The sequence below is a fragment of the Rhodococcus sp. NPDC127527 genome (assembly GCF_042672245.1).
Taxonomy (GTDB): Bacteria; Actinomycetota; Actinomycetes; order Mycobacteriales; family Mycobacteriaceae; genus Rhodococcus_G.
This window is the reverse complement of record NZ_JBHXVP010000010.1, coordinates 57,769-70,233: the sequence shown is the minus strand read 5'-3', so window position 1 is coordinate 70,233 and position 12,465 is coordinate 57,769. Positions and strand designations below refer to the sequence as shown.

General features: G+C 71.5%; 10 protein-coding genes. 3 read left to right on the top strand and 7 right to left on the bottom strand.

Annotated features, from left to right (window positions below):
- The first annotated feature begins 60 nt into the window (after positions 1-60).
- Positions 61-1,458: an MFS transporter gene (locus tag ACFVH2_RS17350; protein ID WP_378423474.1), complete on the top strand. Its 1,398-nt coding sequence runs from the start codon at positions 61-63 to the stop codon at positions 1,456-1,458.
- A gap of 18 nt (positions 1,459-1,476) precedes the next feature.
- On the opposite strand, the gene ACFVH2_RS17345 is transcribed toward ACFVH2_RS17350, so the two are convergent.
- The 5 genes from ACFVH2_RS17345 to ACFVH2_RS17325 are packed head-to-tail and all read right to left on the bottom strand — an operon-like array spanning position 1,477 to position 5,696.
- Positions 1,477-2,088, bottom strand: coding sequence for an allophanate hydrolase subunit 1 (locus ACFVH2_RS17345; RefSeq protein ID WP_378423476.1), 612 nt, complete (start codon positions 2,086-2,088; stop codon positions 1,477-1,479).
- Entirely contained in the window at positions 2,088-2,846 is a 759-nt protein-coding gene (locus ACFVH2_RS17340) for a LamB/YcsF family protein (protein WP_378423478.1), read from the bottom strand. Before ACFVH2_RS17340 ends, ACFVH2_RS17345 begins: the two co-directional genes overlap by 1 nt.
- A gap of 44 nt (positions 2,847-2,890) precedes the next feature.
- Entirely contained in the window at positions 2,891-3,778 is an 888-nt protein-coding gene (locus tag ACFVH2_RS17335; RefSeq protein WP_378423479.1) for a metal ABC transporter permease, read from the bottom strand.
- On the bottom strand, positions 3,775-4,623 hold the full coding sequence (locus tag ACFVH2_RS17330) for a metal ABC transporter ATP-binding protein (RefSeq protein WP_378423481.1): 849 nt from the start codon (positions 4,621-4,623) through the stop codon (positions 3,775-3,777). Before ACFVH2_RS17330 ends, ACFVH2_RS17335 begins: the two co-directional genes overlap by 4 nt.
- A 20-nt stretch (positions 4,624-4,643) precedes the next feature.
- The gene (locus ACFVH2_RS17325) at positions 4,644-5,696 is read right to left on the bottom strand and encodes a metal ABC transporter solute-binding protein, Zn/Mn family (RefSeq protein ID WP_378423483.1); all 1,053 of its coding nucleotides are present in this window, start codon (positions 5,694-5,696) and stop codon (positions 4,644-4,646) included.
- Between the two features lie 86 nt (positions 5,697-5,782).
- Here ACFVH2_RS17325 and ACFVH2_RS17320 point away from each other — a divergent pair, with 86 nt between their 5' ends.
- Entirely contained in the window at positions 5,783-6,898 is a 1,116-nt protein-coding gene (locus ACFVH2_RS17320; RefSeq protein ID WP_378423485.1) for a LacI family DNA-binding transcriptional regulator, read from the top strand.
- 25 nt (positions 6,899-6,923) lie between these two features.
- On the opposite strand, the gene otsB is transcribed toward ACFVH2_RS17320, so the two are convergent.
- Both otsB and kstR read right to left on the bottom strand, forming a co-directional pair.
- Positions 6,924-9,464, bottom strand: a complete 2,541-nt coding sequence (gene otsB, locus ACFVH2_RS17315) for a trehalose-phosphatase (RefSeq protein WP_378423487.1) — start codon at positions 9,462-9,464, stop codon at positions 6,924-6,926.
- 14 nt (positions 9,465-9,478) lie between these two features.
- Positions 9,479-10,141 (bottom strand): cholesterol catabolism transcriptional regulator KstR, encoded by a 663-nt coding sequence (kstR, locus tag ACFVH2_RS17310; RefSeq protein ID WP_378423489.1) that lies wholly within the window; start codon positions 10,139-10,141, stop codon positions 9,479-9,481.
- A gap of 128 nt (positions 10,142-10,269) precedes the next feature.
- On the opposite strand from kstR, the gene ACFVH2_RS17305 reads away from it, so the two are divergent.
- Complete coding sequence (locus tag ACFVH2_RS17305; protein ID WP_378423491.1) at positions 10,270-12,420, top strand: acyl-CoA dehydrogenase; 2,151 nt, start codon at positions 10,270-10,272, stop codon at positions 12,418-12,420.
- Positions 12,421-12,465: the final 45 nt, after the last annotated feature.

Here is a 12,465-nt window from a genome sequence, read left to right as displayed (position 1 = left end):
CGGGCATCTCGACGGGCCGCGGTTGACTTCGAGTGCACTCGAGGTTCTAGCGTTGCGGTCATGCAGCTGACCGAGACCGAACCCCCGACCCCCGTTCGCGGCTGGCGTGAACTGCTCGGGCCCGCGTACCTCGGACCGATGGTCGTGCTGGCGGGCGGGGTCGCGCTCTACGCGATCAACATCTACCTGACGACCAGCCTGCTGCCGTCGGCGATCGACGAGATCGGCGGCGCGCGGTTCTACGCTTGGGCGACAACGATATTCCTCGTCGCCTCTGTGGTCGCCGCGGTGCTCGTCAGCAGGCTTCTCTCGGCGGCGGGCCCGCGCGGGGCCTACCTGGTGGCGATCGCGGTGTTCGCGGTCGGCACCGTCGTGTGCACGGTCGCCCCCGACATGACCGTCCTACTGCTCGGACGCGCGCTGCAGGGATTCGGCGGCGGCCTGCTCAGCGGGCTCGGCTACGCCCTCATCCGCTCCGTGCTGCCCGCGCACCTGTGGGCGCGGGCGTCGGCGCTCGTGTCGGGCATGTGGGGTCTCGGGACGTTCGTCGGCCCGTCCCTCGGCGGCGTGTTCGCCCAGTTCGGTGCGTGGCGGCTGGCGTTCGTGGTGCTGGCGGTTCTCGCCGCAGGCATCGCGGCCATGGTGCCGCGGTACATCTCGGGCAGCCGGGCCGACGCGTCCGCGGTGGACGCGGTGCCGGTCCGGTCGATGCTGTTGCTCTCGGCCGCGGCGCTGGTCGTGAGCGTGGCGAGTCTGGCGACGCGCGCCGGCGTCGCCGCCGCCGGGGTGGTGGCGGGGCTGGCGCTGCTGGCCGTCTTCGTGATCTGCGAGCGGACGTCGACCACCCGGGTGCTGCCCGTGATCACGTTCGCCGCGAGCAACCGGCTGCGGTGGGCCTACCTGACCATCGCGCTGCTCGCGATCGCGTCCACGGCGGAGACGTTCGTCCCACTGTTCGGCCAGCGGCTCGGTGGGCTCGCGCCGGTCGCCGCGGGGTTCCTCGGCGCGGCGCTGGCGGTGGGCTGGACGATCGGCGAGCTCTCCAGCGCCGGCGCCGCCCGGCCCCGGACGGTCCGGGCGGTGGTGGTCTCGGGGCCGGCCCTGGTCGCGTTCGGCTTTCTCGCCGCGGCTCTCTCCCAGCGCGAGACGTCGTCCGGCTGGGTGATCGCGACCTGGGTCCTGGCCCTCGTGGTGGCCGGCGCGGGCATCGGAGTCGCGTGGCCGCACCTGGCGACGTTCGTGATGGGCAGCGTGGACGATCCCGGCGAGGGCGGCCGCGCGGCCGCGGCGATCAACACGGTCCAGCTGGTGGCCAATGCGTTCGGGTCCGCGCTGGCCGGGGTGCTGGTCAATCTCGGCGGCTCGATGTCGGGGTCGGCGCGACTGCTGTTCGGGGTGTTCGCGGTGATCGCCGTCGCCGCGGTGCCGATGGCGTGGCGCGCGCAGCCGGCCCGGTAGGCGCCGCGGAGGCGTCGGTCAGAGCGCGTGGAAGCGCACGGTGACACCGGGCCGGAGCAACGCGGGCGGGTCGCGTTCGGCGTCCCACACGAGCGTCTCGGTGCTGCCGATCAACTGCCAGCCGCCCGGCGAGGACCGCGGGTAGACGCCGGAGAACTCGCCCGCCAGCCCGACCGCCCCGGCCGGGACCGCGACTCGGGGCGTCTCACGACGCGGCACCCGTAGCGAGGGGGCGCCGCCGACGAGGTAGCCGAAGCCGGGGGCGAATCCGGAGAAGGCGACCGTCCACCGACTGCCGGTGTGCGCGGCGATCACGCCGTCGACGCCGAGGCCGGTCAGTCGCCCGACCTCGGTCAGGTCGGGGCCGTCGTATCGGACGCCGATCCGGACCGACTCGGCGGCCTCGGCGGGCACACCGACCAGCGGCTCGGTCTCGCGGAGCCACCGCGCGACCGCCTCCCGGTCGGTGCTCGCGCGGTCGAAGCGAACCAGGAGGGTGCGGGCCGCGGGGACGAGGTCGAGCACCCCGGGACGGCGGTCGGTGTCCAGTGCGCGGAAGTGTGCGAGCACCGCGTCGAGATCCTCGTACTCGACCAGCACCGCGCTGTCGCCCGCGTCCAGCAGACGCATCAGACGAAGGCGGTCAGGGCGACGCCCGCGGCCTCGAGCCGCGCCCGGATCCGTTCGGCCAACGCGACCGCGGCCGGCGAGTCGCCGTGTACGCACACCGATTCGGGGTGGACCGTCAGGACGGTGCCGTCGACGGCCTCGATCTCGGACCGCTCGACCATCCTGAGCACCCGCTCGGCGACGACGTCCGGATCCGAGAGCACCGCGCCCGGTGTTCCGCGCGGCACCAGCTCGCCGGTGGGGGTGTAGGCCCGGTCGGCGAAGGCCTCGGTCACCGTGCGCAGGCCCGCGGCCTCCGCCTCGGCGAGGAACACCGAACCGGGCAGACCGAGGACCGGGAGGGTGGGGTCGTACGCGAGGACCGCCTCGACCACCGCCCGCGCCTGCCCGCGATGGTGGACGATCGTGTTGTACAGCGCGCCATGCGGTTTGACGTACCCCACCGCGGACCCGGCGACCTGCGCGAGGCCGTCCAGTGCGCCGATCTGGTAGATCACGTCGGCCGTGAGATCGGTCGGGGCGACGTCGACGAAGCGCCGGCCGAACCCGGCGAGGTCGTGGTAGCCGACCTGGGCACCGATCCGGACGGTGCGCCCCGCGGCGGCACGGCAGGTGCTCAGCAGCGTGGTCGGGTCGCCGGCGTGGAAGCCGCAGGCGATGTTGGCGCTCGTCACCACGGTCAGCATGGCGTCGTCGTCGCCGAGTCGCCAGGCGCCGAAACTCTCGCCGAGGTCGCTGTTGAGATCGATGGACGCCATCCCCGAATCCTAGGTGCCCGCGGCGCTCGCCGACGGTCGAGGCGTCAGGCGGCGGCCGGGACCGGCTTGCGTCCGGCGCCGCGGCCGCGCCGCGCCCCGACGGCCCGGCAGGCCAGGTAGATCACGAACGAGATGGTGGTGACGAACGTCGAGACCGGCACGCCCGGCGCGAGCGAGAGCAGGATGCCGCCGACCGCCGCCACCTCGGCGAACACGATGGACAGCACGGTGGTCCGCAGCGGGCTCGAGGTGATACGTGCGGCCGCGGCGGCCGGGGTGATCAGCAGCGAGAGCACCAGCAGCGCGCCGACGATCTGGACGCCGAGGGCGGCGGCCACACCGACGAGTACCGCGAACACGATGGACAGCATGCGGATCGGGACCCCGCGGGCCAGCGCGACGTCGGGATCGGTGCTGGCGAACAGCAGCGGCCGGTACACCACCAGCAGGACGGCGAGGACCAGCACCGCGCACACCAGGAGCAGTTGCAGCCCGCTGTTCCCGACGCCGACGATCTGCCCGACCAGCAGGGAGAAGCTGGTGCCGGTGCGGCCCGGGTAGAGCCACATGAACAGCACGGACAGGCCGAGGCCGAACGACATGATCACGCCGATCACCGAATCGCGTTCGCGCGCCTTCGAACCCAACAGGCCGAACAGGACCGCGGCGACCACCGAACCGACGATCGCGCCGACGCCGACGCTCACCCCGGCGAGCAGGGCGGCCGACGCGCCGGTCAGCGACAGCTCGCTGGTGCCGTGCACCGCGAACGACATCTGCCTGCTGATGATCAGCGGCCCGATGGCGCCCGCGAGCAGTCCGAGGATCGCGGCGGCCAGCAGCGCCTGCTGCACGAAGTCGTAGTGCAGCAGGTCCAGGGTGGCCTGCCAGTCGAACATGTTCGACAGTGCGTCGGAGAGCTTCTCGTTCATGCGTGGTCCTCGTGGTGGACACCCTCGTCGCCGCGGCCGCCCGCGCTGCCGAGCGCGTCGATGGCGTCGCCGGTGCCGACGACGACCAGCCTGCCGCGTACGTGCAACACCTCGACATCGGTCTGGTAGAGCTCGGACAGCACCTCTGAGGTCATCACCTCTGCGGCGGTGCCGATGCGGAAGCGCCCGTCCACCAGGTACAGCACCCGGTCGACGAGCGGCAGGATCGGATTGATCTCGTGCGTCACGAACAGCACCGCGGTGTCGTGGCCGAGTCGGCGCCGGTTGATCAGGTCGGAGACCCGGTGCTGGTTCGCCAGGTCGAGGCTGAGCAGGGGTTCGTCGCACAGCAGCACCCGGGGATCACCGACCAGTGCCTGGGCCACCCGCAGTCGCTGCTGCTCGCCGCCGGAGAGCGACCCGACCGGTGCGTCGGCGTACGACTGCGCTCCGACCTCGGTGATGGCGGCGTCGACGATCGCGTTGCGGGCGCGCCTGCCTCGCAGCCCCGTTCCCCAGCGGTGACCGTCGACGCCGAGTCCGACCAGGTCGCGGCCGCGCAGCGGCAGACCCTCGTCCATGGACTTCTGCTGGGGGATGTACCCGACGTGGGCGTTGCCGGCCTTGGCCGGCGTGCCCGCGACCCGGGCGGTCCCACCGGACAGGGGCACCTGGCCCAGCAGGACCTTGAGCAGAGACGTCTTGCCGGATCCGTTGGGGCCGAGAACTGCGACGAACTCGCCGGGCGCGACCTCGAGGTCGAGGCCCGACCAGAGGGTGCGGTCGCCGTAGGCGAGCCGCGCGCCCTGCAGTTGTACCGCGGGGGCGGTGGGTTCGGTTGTCACGTGGTGGCCTTCGGTGTCCGTCAGCCGAGCGGTGCCGGGCCGAGCGCGGCCGCGAGCTGCTCCGCGTTGTTGGTCTGCCACGTAATGTAGTCGACCCCCGTGGGGAGGGTCTCTGTCACCTCGACCACCCGGATACCCGCGGCCTCGGCCGCGGACCGGATGTCCTTGGTGACCTTGTCCTGGGTCTGGGTGTTGTAGACGAGAGCGCCGACCTTCTTCGCCGCCAGCAGGTCTCGGGTCGCGGCGATGGCGGCAGGCGGCGGGTCGTTGCCGTCCTCGATGGCCTTGGTGAAGTCCTCGGGGGTCTTGTCGTGCAGGTCGGCGGCGGCGAGCAGGTAGTGCGCGATGGGCTCGGTCTGTGCGACCGGGGCCTGCGGGTGGTTCTTCGCGATCGACGAGGTGACGGCGGTGATCGCGTGCAGCTTCTCGTGGTACGCGGCGGCGTTGGCGGTGTACGCGGCGGCGTTTGCCGGGTCGAGCTCGCCGAGTTCGGTGGCGACCTGCTTGGCGACGGCGTCGACGGTGGGTACGTCGTACCAGACGTGCTCGTTCACCGCGCCGTGCGCATGGTCGTGGCCGTCGTGCGAATCGGGCGCTGCGGCAACGGGTGCGGCGGCGACGGGATCGGCGGCGTGGTCGTGTCCGTCCGCGAGGTCCGACTCCGAGCCGTACAACTCGAACGCGTTGACCGTGCGCTTGTCGCGGGTGCTGCGCAGGACGTCGTCGAGGAATCCGTCGTAGCCGCCCCCGTTGTAGACGATCAGGTCGGCGTCGGTGAGCCTCGCCGCATCTCGCGGGCTCACCTCGTAGGAGTGCGGGTCGGCCGCCGGGTCGGTGACGATGGAGGTCACGTCGGCGCGGTCGCCTGCGACCGCGGCGGCCACCGAGCCCCACACGTTGGTGGAGGCGACGACGCTGATGCGCTGTCCGTTCGCTGCCCTGTCGCCCGCCGAGGCCGACGAACAGGCGCTCAGGCCGAGTGCGGCGACGGCGACCAGACCGATCGCGGCGAACCCTGCCGCGCGCGGGCGGGCGCGGCGGAACCGCTGGGGCTGGAAGTCGACCGGAGGCATGTCCAAGATCTTAATGGAAACCGTTTCCGTTGTACATTAGCGGGGTCGTGCTTTCGGTCACCCCGGGCATTGCGTACCGTCCCGTTATGCCCCGGTCCCGTCATCCACGTCGTCAGGCGACGCTGGCGTCGCTGGCTGCGGAGCTCAAGGTGTCCCGAACCACGGTCTCCAACGCCTACAACCGGCCCGACCAACTGTCCGCGGAACTGCGCGAGCGGGTCCTCGACGCGGCCAAGCGGCGTGGCTACCCGGGGCCGGATCCGGTCGCCCGCTCGCTGCGCACCCGACGGGCGGGCGCGGTCGGGCTGCTGCTGACCGAGGCGCTGAGCTACTCGTTCCGGGACCCGGCGGCGATGAGCTTCCTGGCGGGACTGGCGGAGTCCTGTGAGGCCGCCGGTCAGGGTCTGCTGCTGGTGCCGGCCGGACCGGGTCGCGACGACGTCAGCGCGGCAGCGGTCGTGCAGCAGGCCGGGGTGGACGGCTTCGTCGTCTACTCGGTCGCCGACGACGACCCGTACCTCGCGGCCGTGGTCGAGCGCAGGCTGCCGATGGTCGTGTGCGACCAGCCGCGCGAGATCCCGGGCGCGTCGCTGGTCGGCATCGACGACCGCGGGGCCATGCGCAAGGTGGCCGACTACCTGTTGTCGTTGGGGCACGAGGAGATCGGCGTGGTGTGCATGCGGCTCGGGCGCGACCAGCGGGACGGCACCGCCGACGCGGAGCGGCTCCAGTCGCCGAACTTCCACGTCCAGCGGGAACGGATCGCAGGTGTGCGCGACGCGCTGTCCGCGGCCGGACTCGACCCGGCGTCGCTCACCGTGATCGAGCGCGCCGAGCACAGCGCGAAAGCCGGGCACTCCGCCGCCGAAGAGGCGATGACGGTGAATCCGCGCATCACCGCTTTGCTGTGCACCACGGACGTGCTGGCCCTCGGTGCGCTGGACTTCGCCCGCTGGGGTGGGCTCGACGTGCCCGGCCAGCTGTCCATCACCGGATTCGACGGCATCGACGAGGCGTTGAGGGAGGGACTGACCACGGTCCGCCAGCCGGCCGAGGAGAAGGGTCGGCGGGCGGGCGCGCTGTTGCTCAGGCCCTCGCATCCCGGCATCGCGACCGTCGAGATGCTCGACACCGAACTCGTTCGCGGCCACACCGCTGCGCCGCCCTCACCCGGCGGAGGGCGACGCACCCGTCGTCGGTGAGGTCGATCCCCGCGGCCCCGAGGGATCAGCTGAGCAACTGCGCGCAGCGGAGCAGCCCGATGTGGCTGTACGCCTGTGGGTGGTTGCCCAGCGATCGTTCGGCGACCGGGTCGTACTCCTCGCTGAGCAGGCCGGTCGGGCCGGCCGTCTCGACCAACTGGGCGAACAGCGCCTCGGCGTCGGCACGTTGTCCGGTCAGCAGGTAGGCCTCCACCAGCCAGGCCGCGCACAGGTGGAATCCGCCCTCGCCGCCGGGCAGTCCGTCGTCGTGGTGGTACCGGTACACCGTCGAGCCGCTGCGCAGTTCGGCCTCCGTCGCGGTCACCGTCGCCGCGAACCGAGGGTCGGCTGGGTCGATCAGCCCGGACAGTCCGATGTGCAGGGTGGCCGCGTCGAGGTCGGTGCCGTCGTAGGCGGCGGTGAACGAGCGCGCGCGGTCGCTCCAGCCGCGGTCCAGGACCTCGTCGGCGATCTCGGCGCGCAGCGCCGACCACTCCGGCTCGGCGTCGCGGCCGAAGACCTCGGCGAGGGTCAGAGCGCGGTCCACGGTCACCCAGCACATCACCTTCGAGTACACGTGGTGACGGGGGTTGCCGCGGATCTCCCAGATGCCGTTGTCCGGTTCGGCCCATCGGGCCTGGACCGCGGAAACCATGGCGCACACCAGGTTCCAGTCGGCGTCGGTCACCGGCTCGGCGACGCCGTGCTCGGCGCGGGCGTGCGCCAGGTGCGAGATGAGGTCCACGATCGGACCGAACACGTCGAGCTGCACCTGCGAGTTCGCCGCGTTGCCGATCCGCACCGGCCGCGAGCCGCTGTAACCGGGCAGCGAGTCGATCACGGCCTCGGCGGGCAGGTTGCCGCCGTAGATCGTGTACAGCGGGTGCAGGCGTTCGGGCCCGGGAAGCGTCTCGAGCACGCCGTGCACCCAGGTCAGGAATGCCTCGGCCTCGCCGAGCGAGCCCAGCGCGACGAGCGCGGACGCGGTCAGCGCGGCGTCACGCAGCCAGCAGTAGCGGTAGTCCCAGTTGCGGACTCCGCCGATCTCCTCGGGGAGCGAGGTGGTGGCGGCGGCGAGGATCGAGCCGGAGTCCGCATGCACGAGCCCGCGCAGGGTCAGCGCCGAACGCTTCATCAGACCGCGCTTGCGGGTCGGCAGCTCGAGGCTTTCCGCCCAGTCGCGCCAGTACGACTCGCTCTCCGCTCGGCGTTCCGGCTCGGGTATCTCGGAGGGGCCGAGTTCGGAACTGCCGCAACGTAGTTCGAGCAGGACCGGCCCCTCGGACGGGTCGACGACCGCGCTGGCGGTCTGCTGCACGCCGTCGCTGGAGATCTCCCAGTGCACGCCGGGGGAGCGCAACACCACCGGATCGCTGGTGCCGTACACGCGCAGGCCGTCCTCCTCGAGCTCGAGATGGACCTGGACCTGCCCGAATTCCGGGCGGGGCGCGAAGGTCACCACGGCCTTGGCCCGGCCGGTGATCATCCGGATCAGGTCGGTGCGCCCGGGTCCGACGTCGTGCGGCAGGTAGTCGGTGACCTGCAGGCTCGCCCACCGGGTCTGCACGGTCATGGTGCCGTCGATGTAGCGCTGGCTCAGTGGAAGGGCGGCGCGGTGCGGCGCGACGGTGAAGTGTCCGGCCCCGACTCCGCCGAGCAGGTGTGCGAACATCGCGGCCGAGTCCGGTTCGGGATGGCACAACCAGGTCAGGGTCGCATCGGGGGTCAGCAGGGCCACCGAGCGCGGGCTGGCCAGCATGGTCAGTCGCTGGATCGGGGTGGCGCTGTCGCCGTGCAGCCAGGTGTGCCGCTCCTCGAGCAGGAACGCCAGCGCGGCGCTGACGTCCTCGGTGCTCGCCACCCGGTACTCGGCGAGCGTGTCGCCCTCGCCGACCTTGATGCCGACGTCGGGTCCCTGCAGCCGGCTGAAGGCCTTCTCGTCGGTGACGTCGTCGCCGAAGAACACGGTCGCCGACGCACCCTCCCGGTGTCGCAGGATGTCGAGCGCCTCGCCCTTGTCGGTCGCGATGACCGCGAGCTCGATGACGGCCTTGCCCTCGGTGACCTGCACCCCGTTCCAGGTGGCGGCGCCGCCGCGTACCCGCTCGAGCGCGGCCTCGCCGATCTCGGGCGCGGCGTTGCGCACGTGCAGCGCGGCACTGGCCGGCTTGATCTCGACCGTGAGGCCCGCGCCCTCGGCCGCGATCTCCTGCAGTTCCTCGGTGAGTTCGCGCAGCAGGCGGCGGGCGTCGTCGCTGATCTCGTGCACGAAGCCGACGTCGAACTCGGAGCCGTGACTGCCGACGAGCTGCACCTCGACGGGCAGCCGCGACAGCATGGCGAGGTCACGCAGCGCGCGCCCGGAGATCACCGCGGAGGTCGTCGCGGGCAGGCTCGCGAGCGACCGTAGCGCTCGCACGGATTCCGCGTGGGGGAAGGCCTTCGACGGGTCGGACACGATCGGGGCCATGGTCCCGTCGTAATCGGACGCGACTAGTAGACGCGGCGTCCTCGCGACGGACACGAGACGCCTGCGGAGCTCGACGGGTAGATCCTGCGCACTCACTGCGCGAATTCTACTTATGGAGTGACGGGATCCTTGTAACCGCCGCCGAGAAGAAGTTCAACGGTCAGTTCGAGCCGCTTCGCCACGTCGGTGGCGGAGGAGCGACGCGTCAGCCACGCGACCAGATTCGACAGCCACACATCGGAGATGACACGGGCGATCGCGAGCTGCTCCTCGGACGGGACGCCGTCGCTCATGGCCCTGGCGAACAGCGAGTCCATCAGCTTGCCGACCTGGTCGACCTCGGCGGCGGCCGACGCGTCGGCGAACATGAACGCGCGCGTCATGGCCTCGGTGAGCAGCGGGTCGCGCTGCATGGCGCGGGTGATCTGGCCCAGGATCAGATGCATGCGCTCGATCGGGCTGTTGCCCGGCGGCATCTTCCTGCGGGAGTCGATCTTCTCGAATTCGTTCGCGAGCGCCGAGACCAGGAGATGCACCTTCGACGGGAAGTAGCGGTAGAGCGTGCCCACCGCGACGTCGGCGCGTTCGGCGACGGCGCGCATCTGCACCGCCTCGTATCCGCCCTTGGACGCCAGCGCCAGCGTCGCGTCGAGGATCCGCTTGCGGCGTTCACGCTGCGCATTGGAACTGAGGTCGTCGTCGGTCAGCGTCGAGACAGTCCCGTTGTTTGCGGAGGACTTGTCCGCGGAACGACTACGAGAGGAGGAGGTCATCGACGAATTCCTTGAGTTTCGGCCGAGGATGCTTCGTGTGGATCCGGCTCGGCCTTGACTCCGGACCAACATAGAGATTAGAACACGTTCTAGACGGTTTTGTCAGTATCGAAAGGTTGGACCTCCTTGTGACGATCGCCACGACAGACGAGCAACGAGCGGTCCAGGAATCTATTCAGTCCTGGGCGCGTGCGGCGCATCCCATCGAGACGCTGCGCTCGGGTCCGGCGGACTCCTGGCGTTCGCACTGGTCCGCGCTCGCCGATCTCGGGCTGTTCATGGTCGCGCAGGCCGAGGAGGTGGGTGGCGCGGACGGCGAGATCGTCGACCTCGCGGTCATGCTCGAGCAGGCCGCGACCGAGCTCGCCTGCGGCCCGGTGCTCTCCACCGCGCTCGCTGCGCTGGTGGTCGGCCGCAGCGGCGAGCCGGCGGCCAAGCAGTGGGGGCCCGAGCTGGCCGAGGGTGCAGTCCCGGTCGGTGTGGTGATCGACGGAGCCGTGCCCGCCGAGGCCGACGGCGACGGCGGACTGGTGCTGTCCGGCGCGGCCGGCTTCGCGCTCGGCGGCGCGCCCGGTGTCGCGGTGCTGCTGCCCGCCGCCGTCGGCAATGCAGTCACGTGGTGCCTGGTCGAGGCGGACGCGCCGGGCCTCGGTGTCGAGGCGGTCGAGAACGTCGACGTGAGCACCCCGTTGGCCTCCGTGACCTGTGACGGGGTGCGGGTCTCCGCGGACCGCGTGCTGTCGGAGGTTCGCCCCGGGCTGGTCCGCGACCTGGTGGCCACCCTCGCCGCCGCCGAGGCCGCCGGCGTGGCCGGCTGGTGCCTGCGAACCGCGGTGGAGTACGCCAAGATTCGCGAACAGTTCGGCAAGCCGATCGGTTCGTTCCAGGCGATCAAGCACCTGTGCGCCGAGATGCTGTGCCGGGTCGAACAGATCCGCGCGGTGGCGTGGGACGCGGCGGTCGCCGCGGAGTCCGGCGAGGAGCTGCCGGTCGCGGCCGCGGTCGCCGCCTCGGTCGCGTTGGACGCGGCGGTCGACACCGCCAAGGACTGCATCCAGGTGCTCGGCGGAATCGGCTTCACCTGGGAGCACGACGCTCACTTCTACCTGCGTCGGGTGCTCTCGCTGCGGCAGCTGCTCGGCGGGTCGGCGGCCTGGCGGGCCCGGGTCGCCGAGCTGACCAATGCCGGCGCGCGGCGCCACCTCACCGTCGACCTCGGCGAGCTCGAGGCGCAGCGCGACGCCGTCCGCGGTGAGCTGGAGGCGATCGCCGCGCTGCCCGAGGACGGCAGGCGTGCGGCGTTCGCGGAGTCCGGGTACCTGGCCGCGCACTGGCCGCAGCCGTACGGCAAGTCGGCCAAGGCGGCCGAGCAGATCCTGATCGGCGAGGAGCTCGTGCGCGCCGGACTGGAGACGCCGAACCTGGTCATCGGGTGGTGGGCGGTGCCGACGATCCTCGAGCACGGCACGCCCGAGCAGATCGAACGCTTCGCCATGCCGACGCTGCGCGGTGACGTGATCTGGTGCCAGCTGTTCAGCGAGCCGGGCGCGGGTTCCGACCTCGCCGCGCTGCGCACCACCGCGGAGAAGGTCGACGGCGGCTGGAAGCTGCAGGGTCAGAAGGTGTGGACCTCGCTTGCGCGTGAGGCGGATTGGGCGATCTGCCTGGCACGCACCGACAAGGACGCCCCCAAGCACCGCGGCATCACCTACTTCCTGGTGGACATGCGCAGCGCGGGCATCCGCATCTCCCCGCTGCGGGAGATCACCGGCGACGCCCTGTTCAACGAGGTCTTCCTCGACGACGTGTTCGTCCCCGACGACTGCGTGGTCGGACAGATCAACGGCGGCTGGAAGCTGGCACGCACCACCCTCGCCAACGAGCGCGTGGCGATGAGCGGCGGCTCCTCGCTCGGCAAGGCGATGGAGGAACTGCTCGAGCTCGCCGGCCGTGGCGGGTCGAACCCCGTCACCGACGACCGCGTCGGCTTCCTCGTCGGCGAGGCGATGGTCGGGTCGCTGCTCGAGCACCGGACCACGTTGCGTCAGCTCGACGGCCAGGACCCCGGTCCGGCGTCGAGTGTGCGCAAGCTGGTCGGTGTCCGGCACCGGCAGGCGGTCGCGGAGTTCGCACTCGAGCTGGCGGGCACCGCCGGTGCGGTCGAGGGACCGCTCTCGCGCGAATTCCTCAACACCCGATGCCTGTCCATCGCGGGCGGCACCGAGCAGATCCTGCTCACGGTCGCTGCCGAGCACCTCCTGGGGCTGCCGCGGAACTAGCCGTCAGGACACTGTCGGGACCTTCGGAAACCTGATACAACTTAG